Source organism: Acinetobacter sp. ACZLY 512 (assembly GCF_023614015.1).
GTDB lineage: Bacteria > Pseudomonadota > Gammaproteobacteria > Pseudomonadales > Moraxellaceae > Acinetobacter > Acinetobacter soli.
Genome location: NZ_JAKIVI010000006.1, coordinates 76,286 through 91,294 on the forward strand (window position 1 = coordinate 76,286; position 15,009 = coordinate 91,294).

The following is a 15,009-nucleotide window of genomic DNA, read 5'->3' on the forward strand; positions in this document are numbered from 1 at the left end:
AATTGTCTAACAATTTTGGTGAAGTTGCTGCGATCCGATCCAGTGCTTGGAAAACTGATACGCTGCTCGGCCTGAACGTTGTCCGCGTGATTGACTCCAGCGTAAGCTTTCGGCACGAACTGTTTCATCAAATGCAAGACCTGCTTGTACAATATAGTGCTCGACAATTTCAAGATATAAGTTTTGATCCATCGGATAAAAAGAAAGCCATAAACCAAAGCGATCTGAGAGTGAAATTTTTTCTTCGATGGCTTCTTGAGGGTGTAGTTCTTTGTACTGAGGAACATCAACTTTAGTGACCGGTGTATTTTCATGCATAAATTCAGGCAGTAAATGACGACGGTTACTGGTGGCATAGATGATAAAATTGTTTGAACCAGACTGAAGTGAGCCATCTAATACACTCTTCAGGCTGCGATAATTTTCATCTTCAGCGTTAAATGCTAAATCGTCGCAATAGACAATAAATTTTTCTGGCCGCTCGGCAATGATTTTCTGAATAAGCGGAAGATCGCTTAAATCATCACGCTCAATTTCAATCAGGCGTAAACCCTCAGCCATATATTCGGTTAAAAGCGCGCGCACAATTGAAGATTTTCCCGTGCCTCGTGAGCCCGTGAGCAAAATATCGTTTGCTGGAAAACCGTGCAGAAATTGTAAGGTATTTTGTACGATTTTTTTCTTTTGAGCTTCAATGCCTTTTAAGTCATCGAGTCGAAATGTCTTGGGCGTATAGATCGGCTTTAACTGTCGATCTTGCCATTTAAATGCGGGCGCCGAAAAATCGGGTGCTTGAGGTAGCTGAGGTAAAGTCTGCTGTAACTGATTTAAAACACGAGATAAGGTCTCAATCAGATGATCGGGTAAATCGAAACTTGCCATAGTAGAGGTCGATATGTATCAAACAGAATAGCTCAAAGAGTATATCGACTTGCGTGGCTTTTAAAGGGTTGATTGTGAATCAATTGATCACAAGAACATTTTCGCAATTGATCAAATCCGATTGCTGTAGCATAGTTTTGAAACCACTCATCCTATAGGACATGGTATGTTCGCTATGAAAAAAACGGATATGAATCCCTATCAGGCATATCGTATCAAGAAGTTAAAATATCAATTAAAAAATGCTGAAACCTATTCGGAGTGGAAGTCGATTGCCTTGCAACTCGACGAAGAAACAGGATCGCAAGAGTGGAAATTTGATAACAGCTCGCCTTATTTCGATGCGGAACTGATCTCGTATCGGTTGAATTTACTACGTAAATTTAGGTTGCAACAACATGTGTTAGATACGGTTTATTTGCTACAAGAAGGATTAACACACGACATTGCCAATATTGGACACCCGATGCTGTTTGCCTCGACTTACGTAGGCACCAAACAAATTATTGAAGATTATATTGAAGAAGTGTCTGCGTCACTGGCGTTTGTCGCAGGCAGTCAATGCCAGACGCTTACCCATGCAGAAAAAATCCGTTTTTTTAAAAATTGTCAAAAAACCTATGGACAGCCGGCACTGATGTTCTCAGGTGGTGCGACATTGGGCTTATTTCATAGTGGTGTATGTAAGGCACTGATGGAACAGGACTTAATGCCGAAAGTACTATCGGGTTCGAGCGCAGGTGCCATCATGGCCGGTATGCTTGGAACATCGAGCCCATCGGAGTTTCAGCGCATTTTGGCCGGCGAGACTTTTTTTAGTGAGGCTTTTCGCTTTCGGGATACAAAAGATTTGCTTAGAGGTAATGGTGGGCTTGCAGATGTCAAATACCTTAAAACTTTTCTGATTGAAAACTTGGGAGACCTGACCTTTTCTGAGGCTTTAGAAAAATCAGGCTTGCATATTAATGTAGCGGTTGCGCCGTATGATGGCTCTCAAAATGCCCGCATTATGAATGCTTACACGGCACCAAATCTGCTGGTCTGGAGTGCTGTGCTGGCCTCATGTGCTGTTCCGGTGCTCTTTCCGGCAGTTCGCCTGACCAGTAAAAACCGTGATGGTGAGCATACGCCCTACATGGCCAATACCAGATGGGTGGATGGCAGCGTAAGAAGTGATTTCCCGCAAGAAAAAATGTCGCGTCTTTATAATTTGAATTACACCATTGCCAGTCAGGTTAATCCGCATGTGGTGCCGTTTATGCAAAGCGACATTTCTCGCTATCGAAAGGATATTTTAAGCTGGCCTCAGCGAATTCTTCGTCGCCAAGGAAAAGTCATATCGCTGGGAATTATGGATTTTACTCGCGAGCGCTTAGGTACAGTAGCACCGGTACGCCGCTTGCTTGATCATGGTTATGGAATCGTGGGACAGCGATATTATGGTGATGTGAATATTATTGCACCGTTCAATCTGCGCCAGTACAAATACATGTTACAAAACCCACGCCCACATCTGTTCAAGCTACTTCAGCAGCAAGGAGAGCGTGCAACATGGCCAAAACTTTCTGCTATTGAAACTTATGCCCGAATTGGTAAAACCATTCAGCATTGTATTGAAGTGCTTGAATATCAAGAGGGAAGTACGACTCAGCCTAAGCCACTTAGCGCATAACCGATGTTTAACGATCATGAGCTGATATTACACACGCATCGTCATCGTTTTGCGCTAGGGCGCCGTTTATATCAATTTCGTGCAGGAGGTCAGCAATACTGGCTCAAAGCACAAATTGCAGAGACTCATGCTGAGACAGAAGCAGGCTTCCACAATGAGCTTGGATTTTATCAATGGGCCAGTAACCGTATAAGCCATATTCTGCCAGCGCAAATTGAGACATTAGGCATGCTTGGTCAAGAGCGAACCACTGGAAATATTCTGATTTTACCGCATGCAAGTTCAATGTTTGCTGTAAGCGTGCATGAACTTTCATTTGACATCGTGGTAAAGCGGATTGAGCAGTTACTCGATTGCTTGCATGACTATGAACAATCTGGCTGCATTCATGGCGATCTAAAGCCAGATCACTGTGTAATATTCAATAATCGCGTTTGCTTGATCGATTTTGAGCAAAGTGATTCTGCCTCCATGCATCCACCACCGGGTATAACGGCAACCCCGCGCTATATGGCACCTGAGTTGTTTCATGGGGCACAAAAGAGTATCGGTAGTGATTTATATGCACTGGGAGTGATGCTTTATGAGTGGTTGAATCACACCCGATTAACTGCGAAAAGTTATCGAGAGTGGGCATATTTGCATTGTCAAACATTCGATTTACAGCTAGTACATGAATATTCAGGGCTTTATCCTTTACTTGATGGACTTTTAAAAAAACAGTTTTCACAGCGATTTACATCGGTAAGTGAAGCAAAATGTACATTTGATCAGCTAAAATTGACGATATAATAAACATAAGCCTTTGATTTGATTTTTATTTAATCAACCGGTTGTTTTTTTGAAAAAAAGACTTGTCATCATGAAACCTTATCGATAATATACACAGCCATCGGGGGGCGTGGCGAAATTGGTAGACGCACTGGATTTAGGTTCCAGCGCCGCAAGGTGTAAGAGTTCGAGTCTCTTCGCCCCCACCAACTTAAAACTGAAGTGGTTTTAAGTGACCTGAAAACAGGTCGGATGTTAAAGAGGATTGGTGTAATGGTAGCATGACGGTCTCCAAAACCGTTCGTCAAGGTTCGAGTCCTTGATCCTCTGCCAGATATTGTTGTAAATACCCAGGTTTTGGGGGCGTGGCGAAATTGGTAGACGCACTGGATTTAGGTTCCAGCGCCGCAAGGTGTAAGAGTTCGAGTCTCTTCGCCCCCACCATATAAAGCAGTGTGCATAAGCAGACTGTGAAGACCTTGAAAAGGTCAATAAAAAACCCATCATGTATATGATGGGTTTTTTGTTTTTTAAGTGTTTAAAATTTATCATCTCATCACTTATAGCTAAAACCAATAATTCATATAAGAAATTACGTGAATATCCAAATTTATTTAAATTTCAATATGTTAATTTTTAAGTTGTTTTTTCTGCTCTAAGCACTGCAAATGTTGAAAATGCACGATTCAAGATTTATTGCATGGTTAAAGTTTTATCTATAAAACACAAATCGATCGAATAAAAACTGAGATCATTCTTATTTTAAATATTTATTAAATAATTCATGTATGCATTTTTTGCATAAATAATCTGTTTTTTGCATTTTTCTTTTAAAACAAAACCAGTAAAACTTGCCCAAAATATGGTGGAATCGAATATTTCGTAATCAGCTGCATCGTTGCTTGCGAGTTTGATCAACATGGAAGATCGCATCGGATTAGGTTTGTCTAGCTTAATAATCGAAGCGAACTGCTTGTGAAAAGGAAATAGATATGAATCAGAAAAAATTGCTCAAATATATTTTGATTGCAATGATCCTAGGTGTTCTTGTTGGATGGGCTTGTCACAGTGCATTTGATGCAGCGCTCACAGAAAAAATCGCCTCCTACTTTAAAATTTTGACCGATGTCTTTTTGCGTTTAATTAAGATGATTATTGGTCCGCTGGTATTTGCAACCATTGTTTCTGGTTTAATCTCAATGGGCAAATCGTCTTCATTGGGATCGGTTACATTAAAAGCAATGAGCTGGTTTATTGGTGCATCGTTGGTATCATTGTTGCTGGGTATGGGATTGGCAAACTTTTTCCAACCAGGTGCAGGCATGAACTTGGCAATTCCTGTTGAGCATGTGGATATTGGTGTTTCAGCTTCAAATTTAAGCTTACAAAATTTTATTACACATATTTTCCCTCGTAGTTTTGCAGAGGCGATGGCGAACAATGAAATTTTGCAAATCTTGGTATTTTCAATTTTCTTTGGTGCAGCCTTGGCTTATGTCAATCATCAAAGTGAAGAGGGTACAGTAATTGCTCGCCTGATCGATGAACTCGCACGTATCATGTTTAAAATCACGGACTACGTGATGGCATTTGCACCTGTTGCGGTATTTGCTGCAATTGCTGCTGCGATTGCAGTGAAAGGTCCAAAGCTACTGATTGACTACAGTATCTTTATTGGGCAGTTCTATACAGGTTTAGCGCTTCTTTGGGCGGCTTTAATTGCGGTAGGTTATATTTTCTTGAAAAAAGATGTATTTCGCCTGCTTGGATTTATGAAAGAACCAGCTGCACTTGCATTTGCAACATCAAGCAGTGAATCTGCATACCCAAAAATTATTGCAGGTTTAAATAAGTTTGGTGTACCAAAGCGTATTTCAAGCTTCGTATTACCACTCGGTTATTCTTTTAACCTTGATGGCTCGATGATGTATATGTCATTTGCAGTATTGTTTATTGCTCAGGCCTACAACATCGATTTGAGCTTTACACAGCAAGTGCTGATCTTGTTAACCTTGATGATTACGAGTAAAGGAATTGCGGGTGTATCACGTGCTTCTATCGTGGTGATTGCAGCAACCCTGTCTATGTTTAAGCTGCCTGAAGCTGGTATCTTGCTCATCCTTGCAATTGATCAGTTCTTGGATATGGGTCGCTCTGCAACGAACGTGATAGGTAATAGTATTGCAACTGCGGTGGTAGCAAAGTCTGAAGCTCATGATGAAGAAGATCTGGTTGAAGCACAACCTCAGCGAGCTGATGTGGTTACACCGACTCAGTCGAGCGGTCAGTTCAGCTAATCTTCCAGCCGTGTTAAAAAGCCTACATGATCTGTAGGCTTTTTTATTTATAGTGATGCTTGGTCATGATTTTGGCATGGCATGCCATCCGTTTTTAAGTTATTGTGCTTCGGTGAATATGATCTAAATGTTGTAGAGGTAAATATCTAGATGAATCAGTCATCTCCCCCAAAAAAGAAAGTACCTTGGTTGTTGATGGCGCTGGGGCTTTTGATTCCAATTGGTGTTCTGGGTTTGGCATTCTTGGCGGCAAAAAGTGATGCTGAGAATCATCGCAAGTATCAACAGCAAAAAGAAGAAATTGCGAAACGACATGCCCTAAACAAAGCAGAATAAACTATTCTGATTCTAGCTCGCATTTAAAGCTGAATGTCTTTATGAAGCTGGCGTACCGACGGAATTTGAGTGTAACGCAGCACGCGATAGCCGGCTTCTTGGAGCATTTGATCTCGAAATTTATCTTCTTGTTGTTTGCTAAGGTGGCTCGGATCATCGAGTTCAATAATAACTACAACGTCTAATTTCTGATTCAAAATAACAAAATCTGTCACCTTTCGATTAAAGCGCCCTCGAATTTTGTACTGATCGCTGGTAATGAGGGCACTAAATGCAACTTGAGCCAATACATTTAAATCTGGAAAAGCGGCTTTGAGCTGCTTAAACATCTTGGCTTCAAAAGGTGTAATGACAGGGCGCGGGTGATATTGTTTTTGTAATTTTAGATAAGGCCTAACGCAAATAAACAAGAGTGTAAGGCTTGAAAGAATACCTACAGTAACAAAGAAAACCTGAAAAAAATCAAACACACTTTACTTCGCTTAAAAAGAAAACCCACTCAAAAGAGTGGGTTTTCAGAATCTTGGCTCTCCCACCTGGGCTCGAACCAGGGACCTGCGGATTAACAGTCCGTCGCTCTACCGACTGAGCTATGGGAGAATCTGGAACGCATTGTATGGGGCGAAGCCAATGTGGTCAAGCCATAATGATGAAATAATTCAAAAAATTGCGTGAGTGTTGTTTAAATCAGCAATTTTATAAGATTTGGCCATAAAGGTCGGTAAAATTTAAGTTCATAAACACTCAATATGCTGATTTGGCTTGTGCATCATATTAAGGCGTAATGTCACATTTTGATGCACAGCTTGGTGTGAACCTTATTAGTAAAATAGGATTAAATTTCACAAATATAATAAAAATGATCATTTATCCTAAAATGGCACATCATTTGCATCATTATTGCGTAAATATGGATGGGGTGTTTTACGTTGTCAGATTCTACAAGTCATGAGTTAAAAAAAGGTTTGTCTAACCGGCATGTGCAATTGATTGCTTTGGGTGGTGCTATAGGTACAGGTTTATTTTTGGGGATTTCTCATACCATTCAATTGGCTGGTCCATCTGTGTTGCTGGGATATGCCATCGCAGGTTTGATTGCATTTTTAATTATGCGTCAGTTGGGTGAGATGGTAGTTGAAGAGCCAGTAAGTGGCTCTTTTAGTCATTTTGCCAATAAATACTGGGGACCAATGGCTGGCTTTATGTCGGGCTGGAATTACTGGGTACTGTATGTTTTAGTTAGTATGGCGGAGTTGAGTGCCATTGGAATTTTTGTTCAGTTTTGGTGGCCACAAATTCCGACATGGCTGACTGCATTGGTGTTTTTTATTCTGATTAACGGAATTAATTTTATCAATGTAAAATTTTTCGGTGAACTTGAGTTCTGGTTTTCGCTTGTCAAAATTATTGCAATTATCAGTATGATCGGCTTTGGCGCCTATTTGTTGTTTAGCGGTGGTGCGGGGCCACAGGCAGGTGTGCAAAATCTTTGGCAACACGGTGGTTTTATGCCAAATGGATGGTCGGGCTTGATTATGGCGATGGCATTTATCATGTTTGCATTTGGTGGGCTTGAGCTGGTGGGAATTGCTGCTGCTGAAACCAAAAATCCTTCAAAAACGATTCCTAAAGCCACCAATCAAATTGTGTACCGTATTTTGATTTTTTATGTAGGGGCCATTGGTATTTTGCTCAGCTTGTTCCCTTGGAATCAGGTTGCTCAGGGTGGGAGTCCATTTGTCATGATTTTTCAGTCACTCAATAATTCTGGTGTCGCGAACGTCTTGAATCTGGTGGTGTTGATTGCGGCTGTTTCTGTCTATAATAGCTGCGTTTACAGTAACAGCCGTATGTTGTTGGGCTTGGCGGAGCAGGGCAATGCACCAAAAATGCTAAAGCGTGTCAATCAGCGCGGTATTCCGGTCAATGCATTATTTGTCTCAGCAGCAGTAACCGCATTATGCGTACTGCTTAACTATCTGATGCCGGAAAGTGCCTTCAATATTTTGATGATGTTAGTGGTCACTGCGCTTGTGATTAATTGGTTCATGATTTCGGTGACACATCTTAAGTTTCGTCAGCACATGCAACAGATGCAGCGTGTGACCTTGTTTAAGAGTATTGGTGCGCCATTTACCAACTATGTCACCATTGCATTTATGTGTTTTATTCTTTTCATTATGAGCTTTACGCCTGAAATGCGCATGGCTGTCTTTTTAGTGCCTGTCTGGCTGATATTGCTCTTTATTCTTTATCGCGTGAAGTTTCAGTCGGCAAAGCCAGCTGTAAGTATACTGAGTAAGTAGTTGGATCTATCTAAATTTTATTTGGGGTTGTCTGAATGAGCCACAGTCTTGATGATTATGATTACAAGATTCTACAGCATTTGCAAAGTAATGGCCGCCTGAGTAATCAGGAATTGGCTGAGATTGTGGGTTTATCGACATCACAATGCTCAAGACGACGTATTGCGCTCGAGCAAAAAGGCATGATTATGGGATATTACGCACAGTTGCACCCACATGCAGAAAAACAACCGATTATGGGAATGATTGAAATTAAATTTCAACATTACAGCCTAGAAACACTGGAAAAGTTCCTAGGATTTGTAAAAGACGAACCGATGATTCGTGAAGTCTATAAGTTGACAGGGAGTTATGACTACGTATTGAAGGTAACTGTTGAGGATTTGGAGCAAATGAGCCAGCTGATTAATCAATTGATGTCGCTGAACATCAATATAGGTAATTTTAATACCTCAATTGTATTGGAGCGCGTTAAAGAAAATCATCAAATGATGATAGGCGTAGCACATGAGTAATACAGCTGATCTGACCATGCAAATATCTAAACCTTCGCATTCTTCAGTTGAAGATATGCTTGCCATGATCATTGCCACGTTTATTATCTCGTTTGGCATGATGCTCATGCAGCAGTCTGGTACCTTAACGGGTGGAACAGCAGGGTTGTCATTGCTCATCCATTACATTACGGGCATTAAATTTGGTGTGGTGTTTTTTACCATCAACTTGCCATTTTATTATCTGGCCTATAAGCGCCTAGGTATGCCGATGGTTATAAAGACATTTTTGGCAGTGGGGTTGCTTTCCGTACTCACTGAGGTGCATCCACTCTTTCTTCATCTCGATAAGCTCTCACCACTATATGCCACCGTATTAGCCAATGTATTTATGGGCTTGGGTTTTCTAATTTTGTTTCGACATCGCTCTAGTTTGGGTGGCTTTAATTTACTGGTGTTGTTTATCCAAGAGCGTTACGGAATTCGAGCAGGCAAAGTGCAAATGGCTTTAGATGTCACGATTTTGCTGGCCTCAAGCGTCTTTGTGAGTGTGACACTTTTAGCGATCTCTATTTTGGGTGCCATTATTTTAAATATGATTCTTACACTGAATCATCGACCAGATCGATACGTGGTGTAAGATAAAAAACTAAAAACAGTGCCTGAGGTGCTGTTTTTTTTGCAAAAACTACAGCCATTAAAAAACCCTCAAGCATGAAGTACTTGAGGGTTTTTGAATCTGGCTCTCCCACCTGGGCTCGAACCAGGGACCTGCGGATTAACAGTCCGTCGCTCTACCGACTGAGCTATGGGAGATTAGTTTTGGCTCTCCAACCTGGGCTCGAACCAGGGACCTGCGGATTAACAGTCCGTCGCTCTACCGACTGAGCTATTGGAGAATCTGATGCGCATTTTATGCAGAAGCTTTTACTTGGTCAAGCAAATGTTTAAAAATATCTATCTATTTGATTTAATTATAATCAAAACATGAACTTGTGTTGCTTAATTGCACATTTTTGCTTAAAAAATAAAAAAGCTGCTCTAATGAGAGCAGCTTTTTTTGAAAAATAGAGAACTTATTTTTCAACGCCAGCAGGTTGGCCAGCAAGTTTCGCGTTTGCATAATCCCAGTTCACTAGGCTTTCAAGGAAAGTCGAGATGTACTTAGGACGCGCGTTACGGTAGTCGATGTAGTAAGCATGTTCCCATACGTCAATGGTCAATACAGCAATTTGACCGTGTGCAAGCGGAGTGTCTGCATTTGAAGTTTTAGTAATTGAAAGTTTACCATTGATTTCGTCAGCCACTAACCACGCCCAACCTGAACCAAATTGAGTGGTTGCAGCAGTGGTGAATTCTTCCGCAAATTTTTCGTATGAACCAAATGCTTCATCAATTTTTGCAGCAAGTGCGCCTGTTGGTTTACCACCGCCATTTGGAGCAATCGAGTTCCAGTAAAAAGTGTGGTTCCATACTTGTGCAGCATTGTTGAAAATACCTGCTTTAGATGAATCGCCTGCACTTGCTTTAATAATGTCTTCAAGTTCCTGACCTTCAAGATCTGTGCCTTTGATCAGGTTGTTCAGGTTAGTCACATAAGTCTGGTGGTGCTTATCGTGATGGTATTCTAAAGTTTCTTTAGAAATATGTGGTTCAAGTGCATCGTAAGCATAAGGTAAAGCAGGTAAAGTAATGGTTGTCATGTCTAATTTCCTTGCGTTCGCTGGGTATTTGAGGGACTGTTATCGTATCTCGATTTTATAGCACACAAATGCTAAAAAAAGCTTACAGCCCCTTCATTTAGGTGGCTCTAGTGTAAATCATTCTATGTGCAAAAGGTCATCAATTAAAATAACAATACACAATAAAGCTCGAATTAATACGTATAAGGCCTACATCTCGTTTATACGTCCTAAATCGGATTATTCAACTCAAAATAGGTGTATTTGAGCGAAAAATGCTCGCTTAGTGCTTTGCCTAGACGCTGCACACCGTAGCGTTCTGTTGCGTGGTGCCCGCAGGCAAAATAATGTACGTTTAATTCTTGTGCTTCATAAAATGTTCGTTCGCTCACTTCGCCTGAAATATAAGCATCACAGCCTTGTACTGCTGCTTTGGCAATAAAGTCCTGCGCACCTCCGGTACAAAATCCAATTTTTTGTATCGATTTAACCTGTGCTGGTAAGTGAATAATATTAAAATCAAACGTATCTTGCAGTTTGGCTTTAAATGTTTCAGGTGAGACAGCCTGCGTTAAATAACCGATATTGCCTATTGGAAATTTTTCGTTTGGATCGAGCGCTTCAATGCGTTCAAGTTCGAGTAGGTCTGCAATTGCAACGTTATTGCCCAGTGTTGGGTGTGCATCGAGTGGCAAGTGATAAGCAAGTAGGGAAATATTGTTTTGAATGAGCTTTTTAATGCGATGACCGCGCATACCAGTAATCGGGTAGGGTTCGCCTTTCCAGAAATAACCATGATGAACCAGCAATACATCGGCCTGCATGGCAATTGCAGCGTCAATTGCCGCTTCTGAGGCAGTAACTGCGCACAGCACATGTTTTACTTCGGATGTACCTTCAATTTGCAAACCATTCGGTGCGTAGTCTTTGAATTGAGCGGAACTTAATGTTTGATCGCACCAGCTGACGATTTCATTTAACTGGGTCATGAATCAACCTTTTTTACATCTATATGATTAAAGATCTTATTACAGCATGCATTTGAATGTAACTAAAGCTAGACAAATCTTTTGATGTGTTCTGAGCTCGTGAGTAAGTTATGCTTTAAAATAGCCAAAAATATAGTTGCTTCAATACATTAAAAACTTTTTGAGGATATATTCGTGCGTCAGACGTTCAAATGGTTGCCCTGGGTATTACTCGTCATTGTCACTTTAAGCTTTCTCGCTTGGCAAAAATTCCAGCAACCGAAGCCGCCAATTGCGGCAGACGGCGTTCAAATGCCAGCAGAAAAAGTTGAGTCTTTAGTCGATACATCAAGATCGGGTGGGGTGGTGTCATATAATGCTGCCGTTAAAGTGGCAGCTCCTGCGGTGGTTAATATCTTTACCACGCAAAAAGTCAAACAACTTAACCATCCTTTACTTAACGATCCTGTTTTTCGGGAGTTTTTTGGTAATCAATTACCGAATCAAACAGAGCAGAAAAATGAAAACAGTCTGGGCTCAGGTGTGATTGTTCGTGCAGATGGGTATATTCTGACCAATAATCACGTGATTGCTCAAGCTGACCAGATTGTGGTCGCACTCTATGACGGACGACGTGCCGAAGCAAAAGTTGTGGGTACAGATCCAGATACCGATTTGGCAGTCATCAAAATTGATCTGGATAAACTACCGGTTTTACCCTTTAAACTCAGCGGAAATGAAGTGGGTGATGTAGTACTTGCAATTGGAAATCCCTTTGGTGTAGGGCAAACCGTCACTCAGGGGATTATCTCTGCAACCGGTCGTTCAGATTTAGGCATCAATACCTATGAAGATTTTATTCAAACCGATGCAGCAATCAATCCGGGTAACTCAGGTGGTGCCTTGATTGATGTAGCAGGAAATCTGGTGGGAATTAATACCGCTATTTTCTCGCAAACAGGTGGCTCACTCGGTATTGGTTTTGCTATTCCTGCACGTGTGTGTCAGCAGGTATTAAATTCAATTTTAAAAGATGGACGTGTTGTACGCGGCTGGCTCGGCATTAGCTTGGTTGCGCCTACACAAGATGATGTACTCGCGCCAAAACAACCGGGTGTGGTTGTGGCCGATGTTCTTCAAAATGGCCCGGCGGCACAAGCGGGTGTGAAGGTCAATGATAAGATCATTAAGGCGAATGACGAGCAGATTAATTCGGTATCGCATCTGATTAACTATGTTGCACTGCAACAACCCGGCAGTAGCATCACGCTCGAGGTTGAACGCAATGGTCAACGTCAAAATCTACAAGTGAAAGTGGGTGAGCGTAAGGTTCAAAACCAGAATTCGCAGTACATTCCATTGCCTCAGCGCTAATTAGAAGTAAAAAAGGAATACAGATGTATTCCTTTTTTTTGCCTGTAAAACCGAAGTTATTGAGTAGGCTTTTAATCTGAATTAAACAGTTGATTTGAACTGGCAATTCGCTTAGCAATGTAATGTGTCTGACGAAAACGAATTAAAATAACTTGAGACTGTACTTCAAGTTCACCAAATTCAGGTTCCACCTGTACATAATGGACTTGCCCAAACTCATCTCGAACACGGGCTTGCGCAGAAAAACCAGGTCGTGCATTACCACTGGAAAGGGTGGCTAAGCGCCCGAGCAAAGTACCAAATTGATGATCCACTTGCGGTTTGATCACTTGATCTAGGCAATGAATCATAAAGACGGTAAAGAAAATGGCAATGATCAATGCAGGCAAAATCAGGTAAAACGGAGAGATAAAAAAGTGTTGTTTAGCAAACACAGATAACTGTAAAAAATAGCCTGCAAAACTGAAGTTGATGAGAAAGAAAACCAAAATCAGTACTTTAGAAAATTTAACATTAAATAGGGGGGAGTGGCTTAACCAACGCGGTAAAAAGCGTTTAAGAAAAATACTTGGTCGAATGCCAATATATATTCCGATGGTTTCGGCCATGCTGAGGATTACCAATGCCATGACACTTAAGTTAAATGGCAAAAAGTAATAGTTGAGTAAAAACTCCACCATGACCGAAGCTCCTTCTTATTCTGCTAAATAAATGCCGCCATCGGAATGCACCTTAATTTCGACTTTGGTTAAAGCCTCTCCAAGGCACGGACCCGAAATACATTCACCTGTTTCGACATTAAACAAGGCGCCGTGTGTCGAACATTGAATATATTCATGATCGTAATCGAGGAACTGGTTTTCCAGAAACTCAAGTTCGACCTGTAAATGCGGGCATATATTTTTATAGGCGTAAAACATACCATCACGTTGTGTGATAAAAATCGTTTCACCCTCGACCTGATCAAAGGCGCGAGCTTCACGTTCAGGAATGTCTTCCGTCATGCAGATCTTTTCCATATATCAAGCACATTCAGTTTGAAAGTTTGTCAAAAGTGTAGCATAAGTTGTGACGTCCAAACGTGGGCCATATTGTGAAACCACTTCACTTGAAATCAGAATAGACAACTGCGCCGCATCTTCAAGAGACATGCCATGATTTAATGCAAATAAGAAGGCACCTGCAAATGCATCACCAGCACCATTGGCATCGATTGCAGTAACACGACGGCCATCTAGATGAAAATGTTGAGATGGTGTCGATACAGTTGCACCTTTTGCACTTTGTGTAATGACAACGCTATGATTTTTGGCCTTTAAAACCTGAAATGCAGCTTCAAGCGTTTCTGTAGCGGTATACATCAGTGCTTCTTGTTCATTACAAAATAATAAATCCACACCATCTGCAATCATTTCATCAAGCCCTTCACGTGCATATTGCACCATTGCTGGATCAGATAACGATAACGCAATTTTAACACCATGTGCTTTGGCAATCTCACGGGCGTGCATGACAGCTTGACGCGCGCTTGGGCTAGTCGATAAATAGCCTTCGATATATAACCACTTCGCGCTTTTTAAAGGTTCAAAGTCAATTTGATCGACTGAAAGTGCGGTGGTAATACCGAGATAGGTATGCATAGTGCGCTCAGTATCTGGGCTAATGAGTACCATGCACGTTCCAGTTACACCTTCCGTGAGAGATTTTTCCGAGGTGACGATATCCGCATCGTTTAATCCTTGGAGGTAAATCGAGCCCAACTCATCATGACCAACGCGACAACCATAAAAAGCCCGTCCACCTAAGGCACTAAATGCCACTGCGGTATTGGCAGCCGAACCGCCACTGGCTTGACCTTTATATTCTTGTGATGCCAAAAGTTTTTCGTAGAGCGCAGCCTGAGTATCACCCTCGGTCAATTGCATGGTGCCTTTTTGCAAACCAACATCAGCTAAAAACTCATCCGACACTTTAAATTCTTGGTCAATAAGCGCGTTTCCAATTGCAAAAAGATCAACTGTTGCCATGGCGTATGTTCACATCTCGATTTAAAAATCCAAATTTTACACGATCATGATCGCAAGCTGTAGTTTATGGCGTGAAATACCTATTCATCGTCTATGAACAACACAAGATCAGCTTAGATGAGGGGAATATTAGATATCCATGCATTCTTGCATCGATATAAACGCAATAAGACTTGATCAGATCGAGAATTTAATAAAAA

The 15,009-nt window shown here is 41.3% G+C and carries 15 protein-coding genes and 6 tRNA genes; 11 read left to right on the top strand and 10 right to left on the bottom strand.

Translation table 11 applies throughout. The features are described 5' to 3' along the window. Positions 1 to 6: 6 nt before the first annotated feature. On the bottom strand, positions 7 to 882 hold the full coding sequence (locus L2096_RS08455) for an ATP-binding protein (RefSeq protein WP_250365229.1): 876 nt from the start codon (positions 880 to 882) through the stop codon (positions 7 to 9). 166 nt (positions 883 to 1,048) lie between these two features. Here L2096_RS08455 and L2096_RS08460 point away from each other — a divergent pair, with 166 nt between their 5' ends. From L2096_RS08460 to L2096_RS08490, 7 genes are all read left to right on the top strand, one after another. After that, positions 1,049 to 2,554: a DUF3336 domain-containing protein gene (locus tag L2096_RS08460; RefSeq protein WP_250365230.1), complete on the top strand. Its 1,506-nt coding sequence runs from the start codon at positions 1,049 to 1,051 to the stop codon at positions 2,552 to 2,554. A gap of 3 nt (positions 2,555 to 2,557) precedes the next feature. Then, positions 2,558 to 3,346: a protein kinase domain-containing protein gene (locus tag L2096_RS08465; RefSeq protein ID WP_250365231.1), complete on the top strand. Its 789-nt coding sequence runs from the start codon at positions 2,558 to 2,560 to the stop codon at positions 3,344 to 3,346. 103 nt (positions 3,347 to 3,449) lie between these two features. Next, a tRNA-Leu gene (locus L2096_RS08470) sits at positions 3,450 to 3,534 on the top strand. Positions 3,535 to 3,584: 50 nt separating this feature from the next. Further along, a tRNA-Trp gene (locus L2096_RS08475) sits at positions 3,585 to 3,658 on the top strand. A 26-nt stretch (positions 3,659 to 3,684) separates the two neighbouring features. After that, positions 3,685 to 3,769 (top strand) — tRNA-Leu (locus L2096_RS08480). A 548-nt stretch (positions 3,770 to 4,317) separates the two neighbouring features. Then, positions 4,318 to 5,622, top strand: coding sequence for a dicarboxylate/amino acid:cation symporter (locus tag L2096_RS08485; protein ID WP_048763334.1), 1,305 nt, complete (start codon positions 4,318 to 4,320; stop codon positions 5,620 to 5,622). 150 nt (positions 5,623 to 5,772) lie between these two features. After that, on the top strand, positions 5,773 to 5,958 hold the full coding sequence (locus L2096_RS08490) for a hypothetical protein (RefSeq protein WP_055414575.1): 186 nt from the start codon (positions 5,773 to 5,775) through the stop codon (positions 5,956 to 5,958). A 23-nt stretch (positions 5,959 to 5,981) separates the two neighbouring features. Here the strand turns inward: L2096_RS08490 and L2096_RS08495 are convergent, their stop codons facing one another. After that, entirely contained in the window at positions 5,982 to 6,428 is a 447-nt protein-coding gene (locus tag L2096_RS08495; RefSeq protein ID WP_004946574.1) for a DUF2726 domain-containing protein, read from the bottom strand. 54 nt (positions 6,429 to 6,482) lie between these two features. Further along, positions 6,483 to 6,558 (bottom strand) — tRNA-Asn (locus tag L2096_RS08500). Positions 6,559 to 6,887: 329 nt separating this feature from the next. Here L2096_RS08500 and L2096_RS08505 point away from each other — a divergent pair. From L2096_RS08505 to L2096_RS08515, 3 genes are read left to right on the top strand one after another with little or no spacing between them, the layout of a single operon-like run. Then, positions 6,888 to 8,264, top strand: a complete 1,377-nt coding sequence (locus tag L2096_RS08505) for an amino acid permease (RefSeq protein WP_348886462.1) — start codon at positions 6,888 to 6,890, stop codon at positions 8,262 to 8,264. A gap of 35 nt (positions 8,265 to 8,299) precedes the next feature. Further along, positions 8,300 to 8,779, top strand: a complete 480-nt coding sequence (locus L2096_RS08510; protein ID WP_048763513.1) for an Lrp/AsnC family transcriptional regulator — start codon at positions 8,300 to 8,302, stop codon at positions 8,777 to 8,779. Next, positions 8,772 to 9,398, top strand: a complete 627-nt coding sequence (locus L2096_RS08515; RefSeq protein WP_025094855.1) for a YitT family protein — start codon at positions 8,772 to 8,774, stop codon at positions 9,396 to 9,398. Before L2096_RS08510 ends, L2096_RS08515 begins: the two co-directional genes overlap by 8 nt. Before the next feature lie 100 nt (positions 9,399 to 9,498). Here the strand turns inward: L2096_RS08515 and L2096_RS08520 are convergent. From L2096_RS08520 to L2096_RS08535, 4 genes are all read right to left on the bottom strand, one after another. After that, a tRNA-Asn gene (locus L2096_RS08520) sits at positions 9,499 to 9,574 on the bottom strand. A 7-nt stretch (positions 9,575 to 9,581) separates the two neighbouring features. Continuing rightward, positions 9,582 to 9,657, bottom strand: a tRNA-Asn gene (locus L2096_RS08525). Between the two features lie 177 nt (positions 9,658 to 9,834). Beyond that, the gene (sodB, locus tag L2096_RS08530; protein ID WP_004936712.1) at positions 9,835 to 10,461 is read right to left on the bottom strand and encodes a superoxide dismutase SodB; all 627 of its coding nucleotides are present in this window, start codon (positions 10,459 to 10,461) and stop codon (positions 9,835 to 9,837) included. Between the two features lie 209 nt (positions 10,462 to 10,670). Next, complete coding sequence (locus L2096_RS08535) at positions 10,671 to 11,429, bottom strand: Nif3-like dinuclear metal center hexameric protein (RefSeq protein ID WP_025094856.1); 759 nt, start codon at positions 11,427 to 11,429, stop codon at positions 10,671 to 10,673. 174 nt (positions 11,430 to 11,603) lie between these two features. On the opposite strand from L2096_RS08535, the gene L2096_RS08540 reads away from it, so the two are divergent. After that, on the top strand, positions 11,604 to 12,782 hold the full coding sequence (locus tag L2096_RS08540) for a trypsin-like peptidase domain-containing protein (RefSeq protein WP_004936717.1): 1,179 nt from the start codon (positions 11,604 to 11,606) through the stop codon (positions 12,780 to 12,782). A gap of 71 nt (positions 12,783 to 12,853) precedes the next feature. Here L2096_RS08540 and L2096_RS08545 read toward each other — a convergent pair whose 3' ends face one another. The 3 genes from L2096_RS08545 to L2096_RS08555 are packed head-to-tail and all read right to left on the bottom strand — an operon-like array spanning position 12,854 to position 14,809. Further along, positions 12,854 to 13,462 (bottom strand): OB-fold-containig protein, encoded by a 609-nt coding sequence (locus L2096_RS08545; protein WP_004936720.1) that lies wholly within the window; start codon positions 13,460 to 13,462, stop codon positions 12,854 to 12,856. 15 nt (positions 13,463 to 13,477) lie between these two features. Continuing rightward, the gene (locus tag L2096_RS08550; RefSeq protein ID WP_004936723.1) at positions 13,478 to 13,786 is read right to left on the bottom strand and encodes a Rieske (2Fe-2S) protein; all 309 of its coding nucleotides are present in this window, start codon (positions 13,784 to 13,786) and stop codon (positions 13,478 to 13,480) included. A gap of 18 nt (positions 13,787 to 13,804) precedes the next feature. Further along, the gene (locus tag L2096_RS08555; RefSeq protein WP_250365233.1) at positions 13,805 to 14,809 is read right to left on the bottom strand and encodes an adenosine kinase; all 1,005 of its coding nucleotides are present in this window, start codon (positions 14,807 to 14,809) and stop codon (positions 13,805 to 13,807) included. Positions 14,810 to 15,009 lie beyond the last annotated feature (200 nt).

Coding starts and splice junctions, on each gene's coding strand:
- L2096_RS08455 (WP_250365229.1), bottom strand. CDS start 882: ATGGCAAGTTTCGATTTACCCGATCATCTGATTGAGACCTTATCTCGT.
- L2096_RS08460 (WP_250365230.1), top strand. CDS start 1,049: ATGTTCGCTATGAAAAAAACGGATATGAATCCCTATCAGGCATATCGT.
- L2096_RS08465 (WP_250365231.1), top strand. CDS start 2,558: ATGTTTAACGATCATGAGCTGATATTACACACGCATCGTCATCGTTTT.
- L2096_RS08485 (WP_048763334.1), top strand. CDS start 4,318: ATGAATCAGAAAAAATTGCTCAAATATATTTTGATTGCAATGATCCTA.
- L2096_RS08490 (WP_055414575.1), top strand. CDS start 5,773: ATGAATCAGTCATCTCCCCCAAAAAAGAAAGTACCTTGGTTGTTGATG.
- L2096_RS08510 (WP_048763513.1), top strand. CDS start 8,300: ATGAGCCACAGTCTTGATGATTATGATTACAAGATTCTACAGCATTTG.
- L2096_RS08515 (WP_025094855.1), top strand. CDS start 8,772: ATGAGTAATACAGCTGATCTGACCATGCAAATATCTAAACCTTCGCAT.
- sodB (WP_004936712.1), bottom strand. CDS start 10,461: ATGACAACCATTACTTTACCTGCTTTACCTTATGCTTACGATGCACTT.
- L2096_RS08535 (WP_025094856.1), bottom strand. CDS start 11,429: ATGACCCAGTTAAATGAAATCGTCAGCTGGTGCGATCAAACATTAAGT.
- L2096_RS08545 (WP_004936720.1), bottom strand. CDS start 13,462: ATGGTGGAGTTTTTACTCAACTATTACTTTTTGCCATTTAACTTAAGT.
- L2096_RS08550 (WP_004936723.1), bottom strand. CDS start 13,786: ATGACGGAAGACATTCCTGAACGTGAAGCTCGCGCCTTTGATCAGGTC.
- L2096_RS08555 (WP_250365233.1), bottom strand. CDS start 14,809: ATGGCAACAGTTGATCTTTTTGCAATTGGAAACGCGCTTATTGACCAA.